16 protein-coding genes, 2 tRNA genes and 1 pseudogene are annotated in these 25483 nt (G+C 48.2%); 11 read left to right on the top strand and 8 right to left on the bottom strand.

The window, feature by feature from the left end; translation table 11 throughout:
* Positions 1-103 precede the first annotated feature (103 nt).
* The 5 genes from DXA74_RS01070 to DXA74_RS01050 all read left to right on the top strand — a co-directional run bounded on the left by DXA74_RS01070 (position 104) and on the right by DXA74_RS01050 (position 6005).
* The gene (locus DXA74_RS01070; protein WP_118525123.1) at positions 104-1114 is read left to right on the top strand and encodes an aspartate-semialdehyde dehydrogenase; all 1011 of its coding nucleotides are present in this window, start codon (positions 104-106) and stop codon (positions 1112-1114) included.
* Positions 1115-1384: 270 nt separating this feature from the next.
* Positions 1385-2008: a hypothetical protein gene (locus tag DXA74_RS01065; RefSeq protein ID WP_118524987.1), complete on the top strand. Its 624-nt coding sequence runs from the start codon at positions 1385-1387 to the stop codon at positions 2006-2008.
* A gap of 57 nt (positions 2009-2065) precedes the next feature.
* Positions 2066-2635 (top strand): RNA polymerase sigma-70 factor, encoded by a 570-nt coding sequence (locus DXA74_RS01060; RefSeq protein WP_118524986.1) that lies wholly within the window; start codon positions 2066-2068, stop codon positions 2633-2635.
* Positions 2632-3585: a FecR family protein gene (locus DXA74_RS01055; protein WP_158576000.1), complete on the top strand. Its 954-nt coding sequence runs from the start codon at positions 2632-2634 to the stop codon at positions 3583-3585. Before DXA74_RS01060 ends, DXA74_RS01055 begins: the two co-directional genes overlap by 4 nt.
* Positions 3586-3587: 2 nt before the next feature.
* Entirely contained in the window at positions 3588-6005 is a 2418-nt protein-coding gene (locus DXA74_RS01050) for a TonB-dependent receptor domain-containing protein (RefSeq protein ID WP_118524984.1), read from the top strand.
* A gap of 588 nt (positions 6006-6593) precedes the next feature.
* Here DXA74_RS01050 and DXA74_RS01045 read toward each other — a convergent pair.
* The 5 genes from DXA74_RS01045 to DXA74_RS01025 all read right to left on the bottom strand — a co-directional run bounded on the left by DXA74_RS01045 (position 6594) and on the right by DXA74_RS01025 (position 12740).
* On the bottom strand, positions 6594-8126 hold the full coding sequence (locus tag DXA74_RS01045) for an acyl-CoA carboxylase subunit beta (RefSeq protein ID WP_118524983.1): 1533 nt from the start codon (positions 8124-8126) through the stop codon (positions 6594-6596).
* Positions 8127-8128: 2 nt separating this feature from the next.
* Positions 8129-8644, bottom strand: a complete 516-nt coding sequence (locus tag DXA74_RS01040) for a biotin/lipoyl-containing protein (RefSeq protein WP_118524982.1) — start codon at positions 8642-8644, stop codon at positions 8129-8131.
* A 2-nt stretch (positions 8645-8646) separates the two neighbouring features.
* Entirely contained in the window at positions 8647-10191 is a 1545-nt protein-coding gene (gene accC, locus DXA74_RS01035; RefSeq protein ID WP_118524981.1) for an acetyl-CoA carboxylase biotin carboxylase subunit, read from the bottom strand.
* A gap of 320 nt (positions 10192-10511) precedes the next feature.
* Positions 10512-11174, bottom strand: a complete 663-nt coding sequence (locus tag DXA74_RS01030) for an FKBP-type peptidyl-prolyl cis-trans isomerase (RefSeq protein WP_118524980.1) — start codon at positions 11172-11174, stop codon at positions 10512-10514.
* Positions 11175-11195: 21 nt separating this feature from the next.
* The gene (locus tag DXA74_RS01025) at positions 11196-12740 is read right to left on the bottom strand and encodes a glycine--tRNA ligase (RefSeq protein ID WP_118524979.1); all 1545 of its coding nucleotides are present in this window, start codon (positions 12738-12740) and stop codon (positions 11196-11198) included.
* 583 nt (positions 12741-13323) lie between these two features.
* On the opposite strand from DXA74_RS01025, the gene DXA74_RS01015 reads away from it, so the two are divergent.
* The 5 genes from DXA74_RS01015 (at position 13324) to DXA74_RS00995 (ending at position 21715) form a co-directional block, all read left to right on the top strand.
* Positions 13324-16875, top strand: a complete 3552-nt coding sequence (locus DXA74_RS01015) for a family 20 glycosylhydrolase (protein WP_158575999.1) — start codon at positions 13324-13326, stop codon at positions 16873-16875.
* Between the two features lie 170 nt (positions 16876-17045).
* A complete protein-coding gene (locus tag DXA74_RS01010) occupies positions 17046-19715 on the top strand; it encodes a DNA gyrase/topoisomerase IV subunit A (protein ID WP_118524976.1) in 2670 nt (889 codons plus the stop codon).
* Entirely contained in the window at positions 19687-20553 is an 867-nt protein-coding gene (locus DXA74_RS01005; RefSeq protein ID WP_158575998.1) for a DUF3316 domain-containing protein, read from the top strand. The genes DXA74_RS01010 and DXA74_RS01005 overlap by 29 nt, the downstream gene beginning before the upstream one ends.
* An 8-nt stretch (positions 20554-20561) precedes the next feature.
* Positions 20562-21599 carry a S41 family peptidase gene (locus tag DXA74_RS01000; protein WP_118524974.1) on the top strand — a complete coding sequence of 346 codons (1038 nt, stop codon included), beginning with the start codon at positions 20562-20564 and terminating at the stop codon, positions 21597-21599.
* Between the two features lie 31 nt (positions 21600-21630).
* Positions 21631-21715 (top strand) — tRNA-Leu (locus tag DXA74_RS00995).
* Between the two features lie 217 nt (positions 21716-21932).
* Here DXA74_RS00995 and DXA74_RS00990 read toward each other — a convergent pair.
* Positions 21933-23648, bottom strand: a complete 1716-nt coding sequence (locus DXA74_RS00990; protein ID WP_118524973.1) for a beta-N-acetylhexosaminidase — start codon at positions 23646-23648, stop codon at positions 21933-21935.
* 187 nt (positions 23649-23835) lie between these two features.
* Between DXA74_RS00990 and DXA74_RS00985 the strand changes: the two genes are divergently transcribed.
* A tRNA-Lys gene (locus DXA74_RS00985) sits at positions 23836-23908 on the top strand.
* Positions 23909-24362: 454 nt separating this feature from the next.
* On the opposite strand, the gene DXA74_RS16900 is transcribed toward DXA74_RS00985, so the two are convergent.
* Positions 24363-24644, bottom strand: coding sequence for a transposase (locus DXA74_RS16900; protein WP_370448472.1), 282 nt, complete (start codon positions 24642-24644; stop codon positions 24363-24365).
* A gap of 464 nt (positions 24645-25108) precedes the next feature.
* A pseudogene (locus DXA74_RS16895) lies at positions 25109-25483 on the bottom strand (hypothetical protein); the annotation flags it as partial.

Below are 25483 nucleotides of genomic sequence, written 5' to 3'. Positions count from 1 at the left end.
CTTTTTGCAAAGAAACGAAAAAGTTTCGGTTTTTTTATCTTATATATATAATAAAATGCCTATTTTTGCAGCCGAAATCATCAAATATTTAAAGATAGATAAAATGAAAGTAGCAATTGTTGGTGCTAGCGGCGCCGTTGGTCAGGAATTCCTGCGTGTGTTGGAAGAAAGAAACTTCCCACTGGATGAGTTAGTGTTGTTCGGTTCTGAGCGTAGCGCCGGAAAGAAATACACTTTCCGCGGTAAGGAACTCGAAGTGAAACTTCTGCAACATAACGATGATTTTAAGGGTGTGGATATCGCCTTCACTTCTGCCGGTGCCGGTGTTTCCAAGGAATTTGCAGCCGACATTACCAAGTACGGTGCTGTGATGATTGACAACTCAAGCGCATTCCGTATGGATGAGGATGTACCATTGGTAGTACCGGAGTGCAACGGTGACGATGCCCTGAACCGTCCGAGAGGAATCATTGCCAATCCGAACTGTACAACCATCATGATGGTTGTTGTGTTGAAACCTCTGGAAGAACTCAGCCACATCAAGCGCATCCACATTGCCAGCTATCAGGCTGCCAGCGGTGCGGGAGCTGCTGCCATGGACGAGCTGGAAACCCAGTACCGTCAGGTGCTGAACGGCGAAGAGGTTACTGTAAACAAGTTCGCTTATCAGCTGGCCTATAACGTCATCCCTCAGATCGACGTATTCCAGGACAACGGATACACCAAAGAGGAAATGAAGATGTTCAAGGAAACCCAGAAGATCATGCACAGCGATGTTCAGTGCTCGGCCATGTGTGTTCGCGTTCCAGCTTTGCGTTCTCACTCTGAGGCTGTATGGATTGAAACAGAAAGACCATTGTCTGTAGAAGAGGCACAGAAGGCCATTGCCAACGCTGAAGGCGTACAGTTGATGGATGATCCTGCCAACAAGGTTTATCCGATGCCATTGTTCCTGGCTGGAAAAGACGATGTATATGTAGGTCGTGTGCGTAAGGACCTGGCTAATGAAAACGGTCTGACCTTCTGGTTGGTTGGTGACCAGATCAAGAAGGGTGCCGCACTGAATGCCGTACAGATTGCCGAATATCTGATTAAGGTAGGAAACATCAAATAAGCTCTGTTTCCAATCTTTTTGACCCATAAATAAGGTCGGGAAGCGACTCTTTCATCCGGAAAGAGACTTCCCGACCTATTTTTTTGAAAAAATTTCCGGAACACATAGGGGTATTTTCCAGTACCTGCGTTATGAATACGAAAGCGGCTCAGAAAGCAGCGTTCAAACAAGAACCGAAACGCTTCTGATCATTTCCGAAAGGCGGACCCGGTCCGACCAACAAAGTTTTGAAATTTAGGAAAATAAATATTAATTAAAAAATCAAATCTTATGAAATTGAAAGCTATCGTATTATCTTTGTGTGTTGCCTCTTCTATCAGTGCAGTTCGTGCGGAATCTAAATTCACTCCGTCGGAGAACAAACACGACATCCGACTGTCTGTCAGCGACGGAACCACGTTAACCATGACCAATGTCTTTGGCAGCGGACTGTCGGACGCACTACTGGGCAGCAAGCGTACTGATGACAAAGTGATTGGCGTGTTTGGTCTGGGCTACCGCTACAACATACAACGCTTCAGAGTGGGTGGTGATTTGGGCTTTGCCATGCAGACCAGCAAGCTGACTCTGAACGGACAGACCGCCCCATCGATTCAGGAGCGCAAACTGAACTTCATGATTCTGCCTACCGCCGAATTCATCTATTTCAAGCGTAACCTCGTAGAGCTTTACGGTTCTGCTGCTGCCGGAATAAACCTGTGCAGAGAATCAGAAAAAGGACTGAACGATGAAGGAAAGGAAATGGCAGCCAAGAAATCAACCCTCTCTACCTCATTTGCCTATCAAATCAATCCGATTGCCATCAGAGTAGGCAACGATCGTATCGGAGGCTTCGTAGAAGCCGGTTTCGGAACCAAAGGATTTGTTACCGCCGGCCTGAGCCTGGGATTCTAACCTCTCTCAAGAACATCTGTTTCTATTCTATAATATAAAACCAGTACACCCGTTAGTATGAAATCGAACCGGAAAGAACTATTTGAAACCAAATTCAAGGAATACTATCCCAGGCTATGCAGCATAGCCTACGGATATGTTCCCGACGCAGAGACCTGCGAGGATGTCGTTCAGGAAGCGTTTATCTCCGTGTGGGAGAAAGGAAAAGACGCATTGCCCGACAATGAATTCTATGCTTACCTGGTACGTTGCGTACGAAACGGGTGTATCTCTTATCTGAGAAAAAACAAAAAGGAACTCGTTCTGTCCCTAGACGATGTGAATCCGCCACAAATGGAACATTGGAACGAAAGTCAGGAGCAGGAACAGCCGCAAGCGCATCCGGAGGATCTGCTGAATGAGATCATGAAGATTCTCCCCGAAAGATGCCGTGAAATCTTCTTGATGAGCAAGCTGCACACCATGAAGTACCGCGAAATTGCCTGCAAACTGAACATATCAGAGAAAACGGTGGAAAATCAAATGGGAAAGGCCATCAGACTGCTGAGACAATACACGGCCAGCCGGCCGCTGCCGTTCTTACTGACATTTCTTATATTTGAACTATTTATCCATTTATGGCAATGAAAAATCAAGATTATATCAATGAACTCCTGGGAAAATACTTTGCCAAGGAAGAGCTCAACGGAGAACAGCGAAAAGATATAGAACTCTGGATCCAGAACAATCCGGAGGAGTTCCACAAACTGAAACGTGTTATGGAACATACTGAAGAAAAGCTTCATCAAGCCCCGATGTTCAATGCCGACCTCGCCTGGCAGAAGATAGAGCCCAGACTGAAGACCCAAAAGAAAATTCACCGGATCACCTGGACGGTCATTTCGGCCGTAGCCGCTTCGCTGATTGTGGCCTGGATGGCTATCCGCCTGATTCCGACAAGCGATGCTCTGCGTTTTGAGAACCGCACCGCCAGCATCCAGAACTATCTGCTGCCCGACAGCTCTGAAGTAATCCTCTTCCCGAATGCGGTTGTAGACTGCAGGATTGCTCAGAATGAAGGCGACCGCAAGGTGGATATGCAGGGTAAGGTATTCTTCAAGGTGAAGAAAAGCCACGGAAGAAAATTCCGCATCAAGGCAGACGAAGCCTTTGTCGAAGTGCTCGGTACATCATTCATCGTAGAGACCGCTGCCGACCGCCGCATGAATGTGCAGGTACGCACCGGAAAGGTGAAAGTAACCTCCGGCAGCTCGGAAGTGGAGCTTGAGAAAAATGAACAGGTGGAAATCACCGGAAGCAAGATTATCATGAAAAAAATAGACCAGCCCGAAGCAGTATTCGGCTTTGTGCAGAAACAGCTGGTAGTGCAGAACGAACCTCTGGAGGAGGTGGTCAAGCAAATCGAGACCATCACCGGAGTACAAATTACCATGGATGCTAAAGTAGGAAAGAACAAGATAAGCACCCGCCTGGACCTGAACCAGATGGAACAGGTGGTACAGGAACTGGCAGAACTGTGCAAGTGCCAGTATGAAAAAACAGACAACAGCCACTACCGGCTTGTCATAAAACAATAGGAATGTTAAAACGCTCGTGGATTCTATTTTTTCTGTTTTGTTGGCTGTGTCCCGTCGGGGCACAGCCACAAACGTCATGTGCCGGTGAGGTGATTTACCTGAAACCGGCAAAGACTTCCTTACAAGGATGGCTGACATGGCTGGAACAGGAGCAGAACGTAACTCTGGCCTATAACACCTCGCAACTGAACCTGAACGAACAAATATCCATAAAAGAACCCGACACACTGACCGTAGCGCAGTTTCTTTCCCGCCTGATGCCGGCCTGCAAAATGAATGTGCAGGAACAGCCGGGGCGCAAGCTTCTGTTGCAGATAGACGCGCGCCGCAACTATCAACTGGAAGGAAGCATCCGAGAGGAGGAAACGGGAGAAAAGCTGAACGATGCCTTTGTTGTGTTTCTGGAAACATCCACGGGAAAAAACTACACAGCCCTGACTGAAGACGGGAAATTCAGCCTGAACATGCTGGAAGGTACCTACCGCATGCGCATACATTATATGGGCTATCACCCGATACAGAAAGACATTACGCTGAATCAGAACCAGCAGTTGGATCTCCGGATGAAACCGCTCTCCATAGAACTTCAGGAAACGACCGTGCGCCCGGAGATTCCCCCGATGGAGCTGGACGAATCCCTGCCCACCAACAAGCTGACCTTTACCAATGCCAATCTGTTTTCGCAAATGAGCATCCTGCCGGGTGTCATCGGTTCGCCGATGGGCATCCATTTTCAGGTTAACGGTGGCGGCGACGACGAGAATCTGCTGCTGGTGGACGGAGTGCCGCTGTATCATTACGGGCACATGAATAGCATGATGTCGCCGTTCAATGGCGATGCCATAAAAAACGTAACCTTTCACCGCAGTTTCTTCCCCACCCAGTTTGAGGGACGGCTCTCTTCAGTAACGGAGGTCGAAATGAAAGAGGGCAACAAACAGGAGCACATGCGCACTCTGTCGCTCGACATGCCGGCCGTTGCGGGCACCCTCGAAGGACCGCTCATCAAGAACAAGCTTTCTTATATCGTGGGTGGACGGCGCAGCTGGCTGGATTTCTTTGACGAACTGGTCAACGAAGACAGACGCATGAACCATTCCTACAACGACTGGCACGCCAAGTTGGCATGGGACATCAGCGCCCGCCAATCGTTGCAGGCACTGGTCTATCAGGCCAATGACAGATTCTATTATCCCAACGAACAGAACAAGAACGAAACGCTCATGAAGTGGAACAACCAGATTTACCAACTGGGATATAACATGCTGTTCGGAAAGCATTTCTCTTTTTCTTCCGCACTGGCTTATACCTATTATACCAACAGGGCCCAAATGGTCGATGCGGATTTTGAGAACATGCAATTCCTGAAGAGCGGCATACGCTCCATGTCGCTGATGGCCTCGTTCAATTACCAGCAGGATCCGGTATTCCATGCCAGCTGGGGCATGCGCCTGTCGCGCGAGATTTATGAAATGGCGGTTTTCGGAGATACCTTGATGAACCGGAACGAACCGGTGAACCAGCTCTCTCTGTTCTACGACAACCGAATCCGCATCTCTCCGCGTCTCTCGGCGCAGGTGGGAGTGAACTTCGTGTTCTATGCGCCCGACAAGCACCGCAAGTATGAAAGCATACAGCCCCGGTTCATGCTGAGATATTCTCTGGGCAACAAGGATCTGCTTTATGCCAGCGCTTCGCGCATGGAACAGTTCTACCACTATATCTGCGTCGACAATTTTGCCCTACCCACTGACTTTCGGATGCCCAGTATCGGCGGATTCCAACCGCGCACCTCGGAACATTATGAAATAGGCTGGAAGCATTTTCTGTCGAAAGGCTACTGGGAAGTGTCTTCTTTCTTCAAAACCCGAAGAAATGTGTTGGCCCTGCGGCCGGACGTATTCCCGGAGGATGACCAGTGGAAACACTACATCATGTCGGGCAAGGGCCACAGCTACGGTGCCAAGGTCTACTTCACCCAGCGGTGGCAGAAATGGTCGGTACAGGCCTCGTATGCCTATATCCGGAGCAAGGAAAGGTTCACGGAACTGAAAGACATGGGCACGCTTCCTTCGCTGTACGACATCCCCCACTCTTTTGCCACAGCTGTAAGTTTCCAGTTTACCAAGTATTCTTCGGTTTCCGTGGGTGGTGAAGTGCGCTCCGGTCGGGTGAGGGATTTTAGTGATGACTGGGATTTCGATTCGGAAATACAGTTCAGAGGATTCCGCGAACCGACGATGTACCGCCTGGATGCCGGATATGGTTATCAGCGGGCTTTCAAGAAAATCCTTCTGGTGCTGCGCGCCGGTCTATACAGCATTGTAGGCAACCCACCCGATGAGGAGATTCAGGACTTTTATTTTGTCAGCTATCACCGGAACTGCCTGCCTTATGCCACCATCAGCTTTAAGTTCTGAAAACAAAGTGGCAGCAGAATACGGGTTTCTGATTCTTGGAGAACGGATTTGACTGTTTTTCCTGACAACTCATTTTTGCAGAACCGGGCATCCGGAAGGCAAACTGCATAAAGATTCTATTTGGAAAGGACAAAAAGCTGCATATATACGCTTTTTATACAGAAAAGATACGCGGAAACCTGAATTTTGTTTCCCCAATAACGCCAAAAAGGCTTCGGTGACTGCAACAAATCACCGAAGCCTTTTTTTCAAATCATCAGTATGCCGTGCCAAAAGCGGTATCGAAGACTGTTTTATTCACACTTTCCGCACTGTTTCGGGCAGGAGCCGACAGCTTATTTCCACATATAAGCCATTGTGTTTTAATCTTATAACCCTCAAAGAGGCGTGCCGAGATTCCGTTATTTTCCCTCTGCGGCATGGTCGGCTGCATAATCGGCAATCTCAACCCTCCGATTTATCAAAATGTCATTCTGACTAATGCGCAGAAACACAAAACGGGGAAGTCTGAATGAACAGACTTCCCCGTTTGGATATATCTCCACCCTTCCGCATCCGTTCGGATGTTTCCGGAACCGGTGTTCTGAATTACAATGGAATATTTCCGTGCTTCTTCGGAGGCAGGGTATTCATCTTGTTGCGGGCCATCTCCAATCCCTGAATCAGCTTCTTACGGGTATCCTTAGGCTCGATGATCTCATCGATATAACCCAGTTCAGCCACACGATAAGGATTGGCAAAGTTTTCCTTGTATTCCTGAATAGCCTTCTGCTTGGTCTCCTCGTCGGCCTTGCGGTACAAGATATTTACAGCACCCTCGGCACCCATCACAGCCACCTCGGCAGTAGGATAAGCGAAGTTCACGTCCGAACCGATCTGCTTGCTGGACATCACGATGTAGGCACCACCGTAAGCCTTACGGGTAATCACGGTCAGTTTAGGAACAGTGGCCTCAGCATAGGCAAACACGATCTTGGCTCCGTGACGGATGATACCGTTGTGCTCCTGGTTGGTTCCGCACAGGAATCCCGGAACGTCTACGAAAGTAACCACCGGAATGTTGAAACAGTCGCAGAAACGGATGAAACGGGCCATCTTGTCTGAAGCATCAATATCCAGCACACCTGCCAGATAAGCCGGCTGGTTGGCTACGATACCCACTGAGCGGCCGCCCAGACGACCGAATCCCACCAAAGCATTCTTGGCAAAATGCGGCATAATCTCGAAGAAGTAGTGATCGTCGAGTACCGGCTCGATGATGTCCTTCATATCGTAAGGCATGTTCGGATCTACCGGAACTACAGTCTGCAAAGCCTCTTCAATGCGGTTTACATCGTCCTTAGACGGGCTTACCGGCGCATCGTCCATATTGTTTGACGGCAGGAAAGTGAGCAGTTCACGGATTGCCATGAGCACCTCTTCCTCGCTGTTACCTAGGAAGTGTGACACACCGCTCTTGCTGCTGTGTGTATAGGCACCGCCGAGCTCTTCCTTGTTTACATCTTCGTGAGTCACGGTCTTCACAACATCCGGTCCGGTCACGAACATGTGGCTGTTCTCCTTCACCATGAAGATGAAGTCAGTCAGAGCCGGAGAATAGCAGGCACCACCGGCGCAAGGACCCATGATGGCAGAAATCTGCGGAATCACACCCGAAGAAATGGTGTTCTGATAGAAGATGGAAGCGTAACCGGTCAAGCTCTCTACACCCTCCTGAATACGGGCACCGCCTGAATCGTTCAGGGCAATGATCGGAGCGCCGTTCTTCAGCGCCAGTTCCTGCACCTTCACAATCTTCTTGGAGTTTACGGCACTCAGCGTACCTCCGTAAACGGTAAAGTCGTAAGCATAAACAAAGACCAGACGGCCGTTGATCTTACCGTATCCGGAAACGACACCGTCGCCCGGAATATGATTCTTGTCCATACCGAAGTTGGTGCACTTGTGGATGGCCAGCTTGTCCATCTCTACAAATGTGCCCTTATCCAACAGCATGTCAATACGCTCGCGGGCAGTCATCTTGCCGCTCTCGTGCTGCTTCTGGATGCGGTCTACACCGCCGCCAGCCTCGGCAGCCTTGTTTATCTCATGAAACTTGTTATATTGTTCTTCTCTTTCCATGTTTATTTATCCTCGTCTAAAGTTAAAAGAATAAGAACTTGATCGGCAGCAACCGTATCTCCTTCTTTGATTAGGATCTCCTTTACAGTACAGTCGGAACTTACCTTGTAATTGCTCTGCATCTTCATGGCCTCAATCACCACGGCAGTATCACCGGCATTCAGATGATCGCCCACCTGCACCGGCACGCTGACAATCTTACCCGGCATCGGCGATACGATCTTATTGTCCTGAAGTTCGTCCGAACCTTTCTTCATGCGCAGATACTTGGCGCTGGAATCAATGATCTCCACGTCATAGGTAGAGAAATTGGTATTCACCTTGTAGTTCTTTCCGTTGTCCGAACGCACGAATTCCGCATTGTAAGATTTTCCTGCATAGAGAACAGAACATCCACCGCGTTCTACCATCGCCACGTCCACTTCATACTCAACACCGTCAATGCTGATATGAACGTTGTTGCCTTCTTTGCTGAGCAGCTGCACATCAGCCACTCGATCACCAATACGTATTTCCATAATTAAATTCTTAGAACACCTTTATGTAAACCGAAGGCTCGCCAGCGACTGATCGGACTATTGTCCTTCAAACCGGCAGAAGCATTCTCTTCCAAATTCATCAGATAGTCAATATAGGCTGCAATGATTGCGATATTCTCGGCAGTACCCTTAGAACTGTTCTTGTGCTTCAGGGACTCGGCATTCTTTGCAATGAAGCCTGTATCGTAATGTCCTTCCACGAAATCCGGAGTGGACATGATCTTTCTCAAATAACTGATATTGTTCTTTACGCCTGTTATCTTGAACTCGTAGAGCACACGACGCATACGCTCGATGGCATATTCGCGGTTCACCGCCCAGACGATCAGCTTACCGATCATCGGATCATAGTGAATCGGGATTTCATAACCCTCGTACACATAGCTGTCGAAGCGCACACCGATACCGTTCGGCTCAACCAGCTGACGGATCATTCCCGGCGACGGCATGAAATTGAACTCGGTATCCTCGGCACAGATACGGCACTCGATGGCGTGTCCGCGCTGCTTGATGTCTTCCTGCTTCAGGCGCAAAGGCAGTCCGCTGGCCACATTGATCTGCTCTTTTACCAGATCCACGCCAACCACTTCCTCGGTAATCGGATGCTCCACCTGCAAACGGGTGTTCATCTCCAGGAAGTAGAAGTTGCGGTTCTTGTCTACCAGGAACTCAATGGTACCGGCGCCGACATAATTTACGGCCTTGGCAGCTGCAACGGCAGCCTGACCCATCTTTTCGCGCAGTTCAGGAGTAACGAATGGAGAAGGACTCTCCTCTACGATCTTCTGATTGCGGCGCTGTACGGAGCACTCGCGCTCATACAAATGGATCACATTGCCATACATATCTCCCAATATCTGGAACTCAATATGATGCGGCTCCTCTACAAATTTCTCAATATAAACCGTGTCGTCACCAAATGAAGACAAAGATTCTGACTTGGCAGAAAGATAGGCTTCCTTCACTTCGCTCTCGTCGTGAATCAGACGGATACCTTTACCGCCACCTCCCATAGAGGCTTTCATCATCACAGGGAAACCGATCTCCTTGGCTACAGCCAAAGCTTCTTCAGGACTCTGCAATCCTTTCTCTGTGCCCGGAACGACCGGAACCTGAGCGGCTTTCATGCAGGTACGTGCCGAGATCTTGTCTCCCATCATATCCATGGTTTCTGCTGTAGGACCGATGAAGATAATTCCTTCTTCCTTGCAGCGACGCGCAAACTCTGAGTTTTCCGAAAGGAAACCATAACCCGGATGAATGGCATCAACCTGATGCTTCTTCGCCGCAGCGATGATCTTATCTATGTTCAGATAGCTGTCCTTCGATGCAGCAGGACCGATGCAGCAGGCTTCATCGGCATACAATACATGCTTGGCTGTTCTGTCGGCTTCTGAAAACACAGCCACAGAACGGATCTCCATTTCTCGACAAGAACGCATGACACGCACAGCAATCTCACCGCGGTTGGCGATAAGAACTTTGCGAATTGCAGTGTGATGCGGGGTATTATTAGATACAACCATATTTGTTTATTTTATTTGTTGTAGTTTTGTTTACACGGGATATTGATCTGTTGCAGACATCAGACTGTTCGCAAATCAGTATCATACAGAAACAGCCCCAATGTCACAAAATCCTAGCAATTGTGCAAAATTAATGTTTTTTTTCGGATTCTACACCCCAAAGCCTTATTTTTCTCTTATTTATATCTTGTTAGAACATTTAATCACAAGTATGCCTCAAATAAGAGCACGTCAGAACTTTTTTACCCGGTTTGTCTCATAAAGACAGGCCTGCATGCCCTTGAAAATTCAAGAGCATGCAGGCCTGATTGTTTTCTCTTCTAATGCCAGTCCGGAATATTCGATCCCGGAGAATAATAGTCTACCAGCGTCACATCAAACATGATGGTCGAATAAGCCGGTATCTTGTCCTGAGCCGTGCTTCCATAACCCAGTGTTTCAGGTATGTAAAGCATCCATCGGTCACCGCAATGCATATACTGCAATGCCGTACCGAAACCGACAATCGTACCGGATACGCCCAGCAGCTTCGGGAAAGCCAGATTCAGATCCAATGGAGGTACAAAACTGTAATCAAAGACTTCCTGTACCAGCGTGTCCTTTCCGTTTACGATATCCTTTGTTGGCATCAGCATACCCCGATAATGCACACGGACGGTATCTGTTGACATGGGACAGCCCTTGCCTGTTCCGGTATTCAGAACTTTTACACAGATTGAATCGGTCAGGGTGGCTGCACTTCCAGCTACCTTATAATAGCTCTGAAACATTCGCCAGTCGCAATGTTGCTCCCACTGGTCGCCATGCTCGGCTTTGGCCGCAGCAATCGCGCGTCGGGCCGTATCGGCCACTTGCTCAAAATATACCTTATTACGCTGCTGCCATCCTTCGTATTTGTCAAAGGTCGCATCGTTTTCGTCACAAGCGACAAATGCAAAGGCCGACAGAAACAGGCAACACAGATACCATACGCATTTTCTCATTTCTTTATCGGGTTTTATAGATTATAAAATTTTCTTCAACAAAGAAGTGATGCTCACCTGATCTTCAATCAAAGCGCGCAACTCACTTACCGGCACACGCTTCTGCTCCATCGTGTCGCGATAACGCAATGTAACGGTATTATCTTTCAGGGTGTCATAGTCCACTGTCACACAGAACGGAGTTCCCACAGCATCCTGACGACGGTAGCGCTTACCGATAGAATCCTTCTCGTCGTACTTGCAGTTGAAGTGGAAACGGAGTTCGTTGATGATCTCGTGTGCCTTCTCTGGCAGACCGTCCTTCTTTACCAACGGCATAACAGCCAGCTTCACAGGAGCCAAAGCTGCCGGCAACTTCAATACGACACGAGTTTCGCCGTTCTCCAATTTTTCTTCCTGATAGCTGTGACTCATGATAGTCAGGAACATACGGTCTACACCGATAGAAGTCTCGATCACGTACGGAGTATAGCTTTCGTTGGTTTCCGGATCAAAGTACTCGATCTTCTTTCCTGAGAACTTGGCGTGCTGGCTCAGGTCGAAGTTAGTACGGCTGTGAATACCTTCTACTTCCTTGAATCCGAAAGGCATCTTGAACTCAATGTCAGAAGCAGCATTAGCGTAGTGTGCCAACTTCTCGTGATCGTGGAAACGATAGTTCTCTGCACCGAAGCCCAGAGCCTGATGCCAAGCCATACGGGTCTTCTTCCAGGTCTCGAACCATTCCAGTTCAGTTCCCGGTTTTACAAAGAACTGCATCTCCATCTGCTCAAACTCACGCATACGGAAGATAAACTGACGGGCCACAATCTCATTACGGAATGCTTTACCAATCTGCGCAATACCGAACGGAAGTTTCATACGGCCGGTTTTCTGCACATTTAGATAGTTCACAAAGATACCCTGTGCAGTCTCCGGACGAAGATAGATGGTAGAAGCACCTTCAGCAGTAGATCCCATCTCAGTCTTGAACATCAGGTTAAACTGACGAACATCGGTCCAGTTGTGTGTGCCGCTGATCGGACAAACAATGCCTTCATCCAAAATAATCTGCTTGATCTCGGCCAAATCGTTTGCGTTCATGGCATCGCTAAAACGCTGATGCAACGCATCACGCTTCTGCTGATGCTCCAACACGCGCGGGTTGGTGCTGCGGAATTTCTCTTCGTCAAAGCTGTCGCCAAACTTCTTGGCAGCCTTGGCTACTTCCTTATTGATCTTCTCGTCGTATTTGGCAATCTGATCTTCAATCAGCACATCGGCACGATAACGCTTCTTGCTGTCACGGTTGTCAATCAACGGATCGTTGAAAGCATCTACGTGACCGCTGGCTTTCCAGGTTGTCGGGTGCATAAAGATTGCTGCATCAATACCCACAATGTTCTCGTGAAGCAGCACCATGCTCTGCCACCAGTACTGTTTGATATTGTTCTTCAACTCTACACCGTTCTGTCCATAATCATAAACAGCTCCCAAACCGTCGTAAATCTCACTGGAAGGAAAAACAAAACCATATTCCTTGCAATGGGATACGATTTTCTTAAATACATCTTCTTGCTGTGCCATATTTTTGTATATTATTGAATATTCTATAAAATGTCATCCAATCGGACAAAGTGCAAAGATACAGAATATTATAGAATAATCCCATTTATCCGTTTATTTTTAGTTGAGTTTCACAAATAATACAGCCAAAGAAAAGAGCAGTCTTTCGAAAGAAGTTATCCGATCCGCCACGACCCTGCTACCGGATTATACCTCTGGTGCGTTCTTATTCCGGGCTCTTCACGAACCGATATTCAAGGAGAAAGGAGGAAATGGAAGTCTCATTTATCATTTATGATAATAAAGATTGTTAATCACTTACATATATATTATAAAGTTCTTATTTTTGTGAAAATTCAACATGGAATGATGAAAAAGGATCGTGAAGATTCTCTTATAAAATTGGCGTTTTGTATCGCCAAAGTTCGCATAAAGAGCACAGCCTCAGCAAGCTATAAAAACGATTCGGAAAAAATACGTAACTTCTGAAAGGGAACCTGAATCAAGTTCATTATTTTTCATATCGAACCGGACGTCTACAGTCCATGTTCGGTGCATTATTCATAAATCTAATTCCAAAATGATTAAAAAACTACTATTTCTTTTGTGCACATTATTGGGAATCACCCAGGTACAAGCAGTTGATTTTCCGGAAATCAGTACTCCGGAAAAAAGTGTATGGTATCTTATTCAATTTCTGAACCAAGGCAATGTTCTGGAGGCTCAGGGCGACGGTGCGCTTGTCCGCACAGCTGCGGCTTCGGGTTCTGACGCCCAGCTCTGGAAGATAGAAGGCGACGAAAGCAATGGTTTTAAATTGACCAGTAAGACCAATCAGGTGCTGTATGTCAACTCGGCTTCCAAGAATGGAAAGTTCTATTCTGGCAGCGCCCCGTCAGACAATCAGCTGTTCCGCATTGTCAGCACCGAAAACGCATCTTATCTGGGCGGATTCGAGATACAGCCCCAAAGCAATGCTGCCGTATCCATGAACCAGTTCGGTGGAGCCGGAGTAGGTAAAGAATTGGGTCTGTGGGACAAGAACGACGGAAACAATCCGCTCAAGTTCATGTCTCTTGAAGAATACCAGTCTATTGGCAAGTACGGCATCATCCCTTACCCAACTTCACTCAAAGAACGGAAAGAAGGAACTTTAGCCCTGAACACCCTGACAGCCATCACTTATGTTCCTAGCGAAACTCAAGACATTCAGAACACAGTCAGCAGTTTTGCCGAGCAATTAAAGAAGACTTCTGGAATAGAACTGGCTCTTAAAGAGAGTACCGGTACCAGCGAAGCAAAAGCCATCAACCTGATTCAGGATGAAAGTGTTGAAAAAGAAGCTTACACCCTGCAGGTTGAGGATGACCGGATTACCCTCAAGGCCTCTACCGGCGCCGGTTTCTTCTATGGTCTGCAAACCCTGAAGCAGATGATGCCGCGCGAAATCTATGCTCAGGCCAAAGCTGAAAACACCGTATGGGAGGTTCCGTTCCTAAGCATTGAGGACAAGCCGAATGTAGGCTACCGTGGCTTTATGCTCGACATAGCCCGCCACTTCTTCAGCAAGGAAGAGGTAAAGCGTATCATCGACCTGATGGCAACTTACAAACTGAACATCCTGCACTGGCATTTGACTGATGACCAGGGCTGGCGTATCGAGATTCCGGAATATCCGAAACTGACCGAAGTGGGCAGCATCCGAAGCGGCTCTTTCGTAAGCCCGGGCGACGGCAGCGGCAAATTCTTTGACGACACAGAATACGGCCGTGGCATGTGGTACACTCAGGATGACCTGAAAGAAATTGTAGCCTATGCCAAGGAACGCTATATCGAAATTCTTCCGGAAGTGGATTTTCCGGGCCACATGGTGGCCGCCGTTACAGCCTATCCGGAGTTGAGCTGTGACCCGACAAAGAAATATTCTGTCCGTCTGGACAGCGGTGTTTCCGAAGATGTGCTGAATGTCGGCAAAGACGAAGTCATCGACTTCCTGAAATGTATTCTCGACAATCTGGCCGGCATTTTCCCATATCCTTATATCCATTTTGGCGGCGACGAGTGTCCGACAACCCAATGGAGCACCAATGCCGACTGTCTGAAACGTGTGCAAGACGAAGGACTGGCCGGTGTGCAGGAACTGCAATCCTGGCTGGTTGAGGAACTGGGTATATATGTAAAAGAGAAATACAACAAAGACATCGTGGTATGGGACGAGCTGTTGTCACACTGGCATGCCACCAACACCGTCAAGCCGGTAGTCATGGCCTGGAACAGCATCAACAAGATGAGCGAAGCCGCCGACAAAGGCCTGAAGAGCATTGCCACTCCTCATTCTCATCTGTATCTGGACATGATGCAGGTCGGTCCTGGTCAGACTGTTGTAGACGAGCCGTACTACGGAGGATGGAGCGAGACCAAAGTCGTTTCTTTGGAAACCGTATACAGTCTGAATCCATTATCTCCTCTCTCTGGCCGCGAAGACTTTGCCTTGGGCGTACAGGCCAACATGTGGACCGAGACCTGTAACGACAGCATCGAGCTGGAGTATCAGCTGCTCCCCCGTCTGCTGGCGCTTTCAGAAATTGCCTGGTTGCCCAACAGCAGCAAGGACTGGACCAGTTTCCTGCGCCGCCTGCAGACTCATACGGCAATCTTTGAATACAAAGGTCTGAATTACGCCAAGCATTACATCACTCCGGAAGAACTGGACGAGAACGAACAGGCTCTGAAGGATGCCAAGGATATTCTGGACCAGGCCGTTCGCGGCGGTGTGGGTTATCCGTCCGCAACATTGCACGATGCTCTGGATGCAGCCTATACCCAAGCGGCAGCAACACCGGAAGAAGCCAATATCGCAGCCTTGAAGGAAGCTACCGAGAATTATAAGAATGGTGCCATACAGATGCCGCAGGCCGGCAAGGTCTACCAGCTGATTTCTGCATCAACTTATTACAAGCAGCAGTATGCCGGTTCAAGCATGTATCAGGACGGAGACAACATCCGCATTCATTATACTCCTCAAACCGAGCCGGAAGAACTGTGGATTTTCGAGCAGAACAATGACAGTTACCTCATGAAGAACTACGGTTCAGACAAGCAGGTACAGATGAACAGCTTCGGCAGCAATGCCACACTGGGCACCGAAGCCGGCACTCCGCTCCGCATTGACAAAGCCACTATAGCCAATGGCAGCTATACTTACATTCCGGGCGTTGTAACGATCTCGGCTGTATCCGGATATTCAGATGCGGCAACAGGTAATGTCAAACGCCTCACCGGAACCGGAAGCGGCTTCGTAATGGCCAAGAACGAACCGAAGTTATGCAGTGCAAGTACCTGGTATCTGGTAGAAGTGACAGACTTCAGAAAGCAATTGGAGGGACTGGTGTATAAATGCAACCGCATTGCAGAAACTCCGCTGACCGGAGGATATGGCGAACCGACCGAAGAGGCCATCACTTTCCTCAAGAACGATCTCATCGCTCCGGCACAGGCTGTATTGAGCGGAACGGAAATCATCTCCGAAGCTACTTACAAGAGCTATGTCGCCCTTTACAACCAATTCCTGGAAATGCCGAGAAAGAGCCTGTTAGACAATATCTCTGAAGAGTATTACTATCAGATTCAGAATGCATACTTCACGACTTACTACGCTTACGCCAATGTCATCAATGCCATGCCGAAGACACTGAGCTCTGATCAGAAAGGCTTCCTGTGGTACTTTGTCAAGCAAGATGACGGCACTGTGATGATCTACAGTAAGGTAACCGACAAGCCGGCCTATGTTTCTTCATCCACGGAAGGCCAGACCATCAAAGTAAACAACAGTACCAGCGGAAGCAAGAAATGGACTCTGGAAGAAATCAGCACCGACCAGTCGAACAAGGGCATTGCCATCATCGATCCGACCGGTACCTACAGCTGGTATACCAACCCAAGTTCCTTCTCTACCATTATCCTGAAGCCGAAAAGCTGGGGTGCTTCTATCTGGAATCTGATTAAAACAGACCAGAAAGTCATCACAACCGGCATTGACCAGATTGAAGAAGAGCAAGAAAGCGACCCGGTGTTCTATGACTTGACCGGACGCCGCGTTTCTGATCCTCAACACGGAATCTACATTCCAAAAGGCAAAAAGGTAGTCATTCCATAAAGCTATCTTCCGCCCCAACCATACAGCCGGCCGGAATCCGCCAATACAGGATTCCGGCCGGCTTTTTTATTTTCTCAAATCAAGTTTTTCAATCCGCGAAGGAAGTCTTCTCGCTTTTTTTTCGTATTTTTGTAGCAAACGTTTATAAACCACTGTATTAAGGAATACTCATGAGCAAAGATACGACAGAAATAGAAGAACATTCTGACTATAAACCCGCAGCCAAAGACGATGAAAACGTAAAGCATCATCTGAGCGGCATGTACCAGAACTGGTTTCTGGACTATGCCTCGTATGTGATTCTGGAGCGCGCCGTGCCGCATATCATCGACGGTTTCAAACCGGTGCAGCGCCGTATTCTGCACTCCATGAAGCGCATGGACGACGGACGCTACAACAAAGTGGCCAACATTGTGGGACACACCATGCAGTTTCATCCGCATGGCGATGCCTCCATCGGCGATGCTCTGGTACAGCTCGGGCAAAAGGACTTGCTCATTGACTGTCAGGGAAACTGGGGAAACATCCTTACCGGAGACTCGGCTGCCGCACCGCGTTACATTGAGGCACGCCTCTCCAAATTTGCCCTGGATGTGGTGTTCAATCCCAAGACTACAGAATGGAAACTTTCTTACGACGGACGCAACAAGGAGCCGATCACGCTCCCTGTAAAATTCCCTTTGCTGCTGGCTCAGGGAGTGGAAGGCATCGCCGTAGGTCTGTCCTCCAAGATTCTGCCGCACAATCTGAATGAAATCTGCGATGCCGCCGTCAGCTATCTGCACGGCGAAGAGTTCCAGCTCTATCCCGATTTCCAGACAGGCGGCAGCATTGACGTGAGCAAATACAACGACGGACAGCGTGGCGGCGCCGTCAAGGTGCGCGCCAAAATCAACAAAATAGACAACAAGACGCTGGCCATTACCGAAATACCTTACGGAAAGACCACCACATCGCTCATCGATTCTATCCTGAAAGCCATCGAGAAGGGAAAAATAAAGGTGCGCAAGGTGGAAGACAACACCGCGGCTCAGGTCGAGATTCTGGTGCATCTCACACCGGGAGTCAGCTCGGACAAGACGCTCGATGCGCTGTATGCCTTTACCGACTGTGAGGTAAGCATCTCGCCCAACTGCTGTGTCATCGACAACCAGAAACCTTGTTTCCTGAGTGTGAGCGAAGTATTGAAACGCTCAGTGGACAACACCCGGGAACTGATCCGGAAAGAACTCCTCATCAAGAAAGGAGAACTGACCGAGAGCCTGCACTTCGCTTCGCTCGAAAAGATTTTCATAGAAGAGCGTATCTATAAGGACCGCCAGTTTGAACAGGCCAAGGACATGGATGCCGCCTGCGAACATATTGACGAACGCCTCACTCCGTTCTATCCCAAAATGATCCGTGAGGTGACCAAAGAAGACATTCTGCGCCTGATGGAAATCAAGATGGCACGCATCCTGAAATTCAACAAGGACAAGGCCGACCAGGCCATTGCCCGCATGCAGGAGGAGATTGCCCTGATAGACCGTGACCTGAACAACCTGACGGAAGTGACCGCCAACTGGTTCCGCTTCCTGAAAGAAAAATATGGCGCAGCGCACCAGCGCCGTACCGAATTGCGCAACTTCGACACCATTGTGGCTGCCAAAGTGGTAGAGGCGAACGAAAAACTGTATATCAACCGCGAAGACGGCTTTATCGGCACCTCGCTGAAGAAGGACGAATTCGTGGCCAACTGCTCGGATATCGACGACGTGATTCTGTTCTACCGCGACGGAACCTACAAGGTGATCCGCAACAGCGAGAAAGTCTTTGTGGGCGAAACGGAAAAGAGCAAGAAGGAAAAACGGAAAGCCGAAATCATTCATGTGGCTATCTTTAAGAAGAACGACAAGCGCACCATCTATAATGTGGTGTATCGCGACGGAAAGAACGGAAGTTTCTACATCAAACGCTTCTACATCACTTCGGCCACACGCGACCGCGAATACGACATCACCCAAGGCAAACCGGGTTCACGCATCGCTTACTTCACCGCCAATCCGAACGGTGAGGCTGAAGTCATCAAGGTGACACTCAAACCGGTGCCCAAACTGAAAAAGATATTCTTTGACCGCGATTTCAGCGAAATCAACATCAAGGGAAAACAGAGTATCGGCAACCTGCTCACCAAACTGGAGGTGCAGCGCATCGGCCTGAAGAGCCGGGGCGGCTCCACCCTGGGCGGACGAAAGGTGTGGTTCGACCACGATGTGAACCGATTGAACTATGACGAGCGCGGTGACTATCTGGGCGAGTTCATGAGTGACGACCAGATTCTGGTCATTCTGGACAACGGACAGTTCTACACCACCAACTTCGATGTGAACAACCACTACGAACAGAACATCATGCGCATTGAGAAGTTCGTACCCGAAAAGGTGTGGTGCGCCTGTCTGTTTGATGCCGACCAGCAGGGCATGCCTTATATCAAGCGGTTCACCTTTGAATCATCGGCCAAGCCGCTCAGCTATCTGGGCGAGAACAAGCATACCCGCCTCATCCTGCTGACCGACACACCGGCTCCGCAGCTGAAGGTTACTCTGGGAGGAAACGACCAGTTCCGCGATCCGATTCTGGTAGATGCCAACGAATTTATCGGACTGAAGAGCTACAAGGCCAAAGGTAAGCGCATCACGACATGGACCATCGACTCCATCGAAGAGCTGCCGCCGGCCCCTGTTGCAGAAGCCGAAGAAAGCGAAGAAACAGAAACAGGCAATGAAAGCCCCAACGGATTGCCTCTATTTGATTTCTCTGATACAGAAAATAATGATTCCAACAACGAACAAGATAACTAAACCTACAGTCCTCAAGGCCCTTTGCCTTTGGGGACTGTTGCTCTTTGTCCTTCCGGCAAGGGCACAGACCGACCTGAACCGCTACACGACGCACAGCACCCTCTTCGGCATCGGACACCTGAACCAGATGGATACCTATCTGTCGCCCTTTGAGTACGAGGGGCTGCAGGGAAGCATCGTGCATGAAAAGTTCCGCCCTACACACTGGCTCGACGGACGCATCGTCACGCAGCAGAAAACCGAAGGTTATCTGGGCCTCTCCAAGAATCCTGCCCAAAGCGCCAGCGCCATTTCGGGTTCCCTGTCCTACAAAATCGGATGGCACTACTCCTGGACACTGGCTTCTTCGCTGCGCCTGTTTGCCGGAGGCGGCATCCAGATGCTGGCCGGAGGAGTGTATAACACACGCAACGGCAACAATCCGGCACAGGCACTGGCACGAACCGGCCTTTATGCCTCGGGCATTGCCGCCTATCCCTTTCATATCCGGAAACAACCGTTCCAGATACGTTATCAGATTGACCTGCCTTTCTGCGGCATGATGTTCTCGCCCAATTACAACCAGTCATACTACGAGATTTTCACCCTGGGCAATTACGACCACAACATCCGCTTTATCCATCCGGGAAATGCCCCGACCCTATACCAGTCACTCACACTGGACTTCCCGATCAAAGGATTTACCTTCCGGGTGGGCTACGGCTGCGACATCGAGCAAAGCCGCGTGAACGGCATCAAGAACCACTCCTACCGGCATTCATTCCTGATTGGTTACGTCAAGGATTTCTATTTCCTGAAGAGAAAAGAGAACCGGCATAAGAATCTTCCAAACTTCTAATCATATTTATGAAACTCAGCAATATCCTCTCCCGCTCCATACTCCTGCCGCTCCTGATTCTGGTGTGCGGCGCCGGCTGTGTGCGCGAAGACGAGTACCAGAACGATCTGGCCGGCAACTTTGACGCCCTCTGGCAGTGCATGGACCGCAACTATTGTTTTTTTAACTATAAAAGGGAAGTCTATGGTCTGGACTGGGATTCCGTCTATGCCGTATACCGTCCGCGCATCAATAATCAGATGACGCAACAACAGTTCTTTGAGGTGTGCTGCGACATGCTGGGCGAGCTGAGAGACGGCCATGTGAACCTTTACAGCAGCGGCGATGTGGGACGAAACTGGAGCTGGCGCGAGGACTATCCGGCAAACTTCAACGACAGTGTGCACCAGCTTTACCTGGGCACGGACTATAAGATTGCCTCGGGACTGAAATACCGCATTCTGGAAGACAACATCGCCTATGTGTATTACGAAAGTTTCAGCTCAGCCATAGGCGACGGCAATATCACCGCCATGATGACCGAACTGAAAACCTGCAACGGCATGATTCTGGATGTGCGCAACAACAGTGGCGGCAACCTGACCTATGCCACCAAGCTTTCGGGGTATTTTACCAATGAAAAAAGACTGGCCGGCTATATCGCTCATAAAAACGGACCAGGGCATTCCGACTTTTCCACTCCGGAACCTGAGTATATCGAACCGGCAAACGGTCTGAGATGGCAGAAGCCGGTTGTGGTGCTTACCAACCGTTCGTGCTACAGCTCGACAAACACCTTTGTACGCAACATGAAGGTGTGCCCGCAGGTCACAATCATGGGCGACCGCACCGGAGGCGGCTCGGGCATGCCTTTCACCTCAGAAATGCCCAACGGCTGGCTGGTACGCTTCTCGGCCTGCCCGATGTATGATGCCGATATGCAGCAGATTGAGTTCGGAATAGAACCGGATATCCCGGTGAGCATGAACCTGGAAGACCTGAAAAAAAACAAGGATACACTGATAGAAGCAGCCCGCAGTTTTTTGACACAAAAGTTTGCAGAATAAAAAAAAAGTACTACCTTTGTGTTATAATCCTGCGCCTGTGGTGAAATTGGTAGACACGCCAGACTTAGGATCTGGTGCTTTGCGGCGTGTAGGTTCGAGTCCTATCAGGCGCACCAAAAACAAAAGGAATCTTATCGGACTGATAAGATTCCTTTTGTTTTTTTACAGGGAAAAAGCAGGCATGAGGCTTCTCTTTCGGCAGCACTCCTACCCTACGGAAATTCCGGTTGCACTCTCCTCAAAAAATCATCACCATCAAAAGAAAAATTCATCCCAATCGTTTCTGAAAATCATCAGGATGAAATTTTCGGCTCCTGAAAGTCAAAAAGTTTTCTACTGCGATGCCTTGAGATAATGACGGCCATATTCATAATCGCGGTAATGAAACAAAACAGTATCCTGCTGCATCCGCTGACGGAAGTTCTCGAAATTTTTCTTCGAAGCAGGCGACCATCCGCTCTCGGCTACTGCCATCAGACGTGGAAACGCCATATACTCCAGATGCTTGTCGGCTGAGATATATTCTGTCCACATACATGCCTGTACTCCTTTATAGTAATGCAACTTGTCTGCAGCTACATTGTTTGCCGGAGCATAGTTATAAACCGCTTCAAGGGTTTCATTACCATTTCCCGGTCCGGTCGGTTCCGTCGGGTCTGCGCTCTGTTTACGGTTGATATAATAAGTAGGCTGCGGCGCCAGGATATTGCTCAATCCCAAAGAGTATGCCTTTTGTGCGGCTGCCTCTGCACCGGTCCAGCAAACGATGTCTGCTCCCGTGCTCTTAATCAGATTCAGATCAGAACCTGTTGCGGTGATCGTTTCATTCCAAGCCATCAGTTTATAGCCTCGGGTGGCCACAAAGTCGGCCATTTCTTTGGTAAAGTAGCTCTGCAAGGCTCTGACATGAGAGAAATTCATTTTCTTCATAAAAGCCATACATTCCTCGTTCCGTTCCCAGTGGCTGGCATCACATTCGTCACCGCCGATATGAATGTAAGGATAAGGAAAGAGGTCCATGATCTCACTCAGAATGTCCTTGGCAAACTGCAAGGTCTTTGGATTGGCCACATTCGGAATGGTCGGTGTGTGACTCTCATCAGAAATCACCGGATGACGCACATCAGGTTCACAACTGAACTCCGGATAGGCGGCCATAGCGGCACCGAAATGACCGGGCATATCAATTTCCGGAATAATGTCAATATGAAGTTTCTCGGCATAAGCCACCAGTTCGCGAATCTGTTCCTTGGTATAATAATACGGACCGTAGGGCTTGTAAGTATGAATTCGTTTGCCCGATCCTCCAAAGTCTGTGCTGTAGGAATCATCACGGATACTGCCGATGGTATTCAGACGGGGATATTTGGTAATCTCCACACGGAATCCCTGATCATCCGAAAGATGCAGATGCAGCTTGTTCATCTTGTAGCAGGCCATCATGTCCAGAACCCGTTTCACCTCATCCACATCAAAGAAATGACGGGCTACATCCAGCATAAAACCGCGATAACCGAACCGTGGCTCATCGGTGATCTGCACCAAAGGCAACGCATAGGAAGTAACTTTCGGGTCTTTTACTCCGGCCATCACATTGGCCGGAAGCATCTTCTTGAGCGTCTGGAAGGCATAAAAGAAACCGTCGGTACAGGAGGCTTCCACCAGAATACCGGAATCGGTAACCCGCAAAACATATCCTTCGGAATTTTTAATCTCGGGATTCAAACGTACTTGCAACAGAGCCTTGGCGTCTCCTGTGGTCTTAACCGAAATGCCGGAAGACGCTCCGAGCACCTCTATAAACTGATCTACTTCCTGAATCACCGAATCTCCCAACTGATTCACATTGGCCTCAAAACTGGAAGGCAAAGTCAGCATCCCTTCCTGAACCTGTATATCCTTGGGCTGCGGCGTCAGATTCACATTTTGAGCCTCTGCCTCAAAAGCACTGCATGCGGCCATGCCGAACAAACAAAAACGGATGGATTTCACAACCCCCTTCATGCTCATCAAAGAGCCGGTAATTCTCCTCACACTATTCCACATCATTCTTTTTAGGTATTAGTATTTAATCATTGGGTTACAAAGATAATAAGCAGCAAGCGTAAAGAAAAGATTATTATTCTCTGCATTCCTAAAAAATATTCAAAGATCTTTTTAAAAGAAAAAGGAAAGTAGAATATTGCATATATCAGGAAAAAAACTTATCTTTGCAAACGCAAAAAGCAAATAGGCTGATTCGCTAGCTCAGCAGGTAGAGCACAACACTTTTAATGTTGGGGTCTTGGGTTCGAACCCCAAGCGAATCACAAATAAACGGAGTTGTATCGCAATCACACGATACAGCTCCTTTTATTTTAGTTGTATTTCATCACATTTCCCTCCACGACACAATAAAATATTCCTCACCTAAGAAATGCTTATTGAACCGTTTTTTACCAATCCGAGCCACTCCATAAAAAATTCCATTACCACAAGGCAATCCGAACCACAAATTTATTCTCACCATTCACAGTCTACAGGACATTACGAAAAAGCTCATTCAGTCCCTATGCAAAAGATGCTCATATCTACTTTAGGCTTTATATAAGGCCCTTTAAAGCCATTTATAAGTAGAGAACAACCTAACACATATTTCATAATCAAATACTGCTAAAACGCCTGTATACAGGAATTACTCGATAACTCGTGGAGATAGAATAATTACGCATAAATTTTAGTAAGTATAAAATGGAAGAAAGCTACATTTATGACACCTCAAGATCATGTTCTGGATTGCTTGATTTTGGCATTAAAGAACTCTGCAAAAATATTGGCAGACCGGTTTACGGAGAGGTTCAGGACACCATCATGGTGTTCTGTCAAAGTAGAAATAATAACCTGGAAACTTTTGAACCCGGATCTGTCGACCTCGCCGTAGCATTTTGCCGAAGACTGTCTCTCCGCATCCTTATGGGTATTCTTGAAGAAAATCATCCTCAAGGAATGTGACAAGGAATAAGTTTCCTGCAGGTTTGGATACTGAGCGAAAAGAATCTTTCCCAACTCCTTTTGTTTCCGAAGCCATTTTCTAGGGGCTTGAACAGCAAGTATCGTGAACGTGCCAGCAGTTGTCTTAAAGAGTCGCCATTTGAAAAAACAAACGGAAAATATATTTTCCCCTGAATCGTGACTCTCTCATGGCATCAGCCTCCTGCCGGATTGCTTCCCAACGATGGGCGATGCACAATTCCTGCACAGCCTCAAAGGTCATCTGTTGGATATGGAAGCCTATTGTCCGGATAGCCTTGGGAAAACAGCATCGGACTATCTAGACTATACTGTTGGACATATCCAAGGTAACCTCCCTTACTTTTAAACGCTTTGAAAAAGGTATCCTGCGTCTTAGTACGTCAATGATATAATCACTTTACAACGTTGATTATGGCTACCAGACTTCCTTTTCTGCCATGACTGTTCGGATTGGATACAATGGTATAAAGTTCCCCGTCACTGAATGGAAGTCTCGTCTATACAGATACGGGGCCGATATTTTCCGGAAACACCAACCATTCTGCCGTATGATCCTTATCCGTCCACTGCCGGTAGCCACTCAATACCTCCTTGTACTGTTTCTCAAATGTATCTCTGTTGATGTGATAATAGAGCTCAAGTGAAGGAAGGTCGTAAGACAAAATGTCTGTATTACTTTCTACTTTTACTACTATAAAACGGAATAATATATTAAAGGGTAATATAAAACTTACCAAAGACTCTATCATTGAATTTCCCACGATACATAGATAAGCTTTTTTATTTTCCCCCACTAAATATCGGGTGGGCCATAAGAATATAGAGAACAAGAATTGGAAGAAAGAGGTAGATACAAAAAAGAATCCCTCCGG

This window comes from Bacteroides sp. OF04-15BH, assembly GCF_003477995.1.
In the GTDB taxonomy this organism is placed as follows: domain Bacteria; phylum Bacteroidota; class Bacteroidia; order Bacteroidales; family Bacteroidaceae; genus Paraprevotella.
This window is presented reverse-complemented; position numbering and strand designations above follow the sequence as displayed.

What these genes read in the sequence shown, in the direction of transcription:
- DXA74_RS01070 (WP_118525123.1), top strand. Translation starts at nt 104, where the DNA reads ATGAAAGTAGCAATTGTTGGTGCTAGCGGCGCCGTTGGTCAGGAATTC.
- DXA74_RS01065 (WP_118524987.1), top strand. Translation starts at nt 1,385, where the DNA reads ATGAAATTGAAAGCTATCGTATTATCTTTGTGTGTTGCCTCTTCTATC.
- DXA74_RS01060 (WP_118524986.1), top strand. Translation starts at nt 2,066, where the DNA reads ATGAAATCGAACCGGAAAGAACTATTTGAAACCAAATTCAAGGAATAC.
- DXA74_RS01055 (WP_158576000.1), top strand. Translation starts at nt 2,632, where the DNA reads ATGAAAAATCAAGATTATATCAATGAACTCCTGGGAAAATACTTTGCC.
- DXA74_RS01050 (WP_118524984.1), top strand. Translation starts at nt 3,588, where the DNA reads ATGTTAAAACGCTCGTGGATTCTATTTTTTCTGTTTTGTTGGCTGTGT.
- DXA74_RS01045 (WP_118524983.1), bottom strand. Translation starts at nt 8,126, where the DNA reads ATGGAAAGAGAAGAACAATATAACAAGTTTCATGAGATAAACAAGGCT.
- DXA74_RS01040 (WP_118524982.1), bottom strand. Translation starts at nt 8,644, where the DNA reads ATGGAAATACGTATTGGTGATCGAGTGGCTGATGTGCAGCTGCTCAGC.
- accC (WP_118524981.1), bottom strand. Translation starts at nt 10,191, where the DNA reads ATGGTTGTATCTAATAATACCCCGCATCACACTGCAATTCGCAAAGTT.
- DXA74_RS01030 (WP_118524980.1), bottom strand. Translation starts at nt 11,174, where the DNA reads ATGAGAAAATGCGTATGGTATCTGTGTTGCCTGTTTCTGTCGGCCTTT.
- DXA74_RS01025 (WP_118524979.1), bottom strand. Translation starts at nt 12,740, where the DNA reads ATGGCACAGCAAGAAGATGTATTTAAGAAAATCGTATCCCATTGCAAG.
- DXA74_RS01010 (WP_118524976.1), top strand. Translation starts at nt 17,046, where the DNA reads ATGAGCAAAGATACGACAGAAATAGAAGAACATTCTGACTATAAACCC.
- DXA74_RS01005 (WP_158575998.1), top strand. Translation starts at nt 19,687, where the DNA reads ATGATTCCAACAACGAACAAGATAACTAAACCTACAGTCCTCAAGGCC.
- DXA74_RS01000 (WP_118524974.1), top strand. Translation starts at nt 20,562, where the DNA reads ATGAAACTCAGCAATATCCTCTCCCGCTCCATACTCCTGCCGCTCCTG.
- DXA74_RS00990 (WP_118524973.1), bottom strand. Translation starts at nt 23,648, where the DNA reads ATGATGTGGAATAGTGTGAGGAGAATTACCGGCTCTTTGATGAGCATG.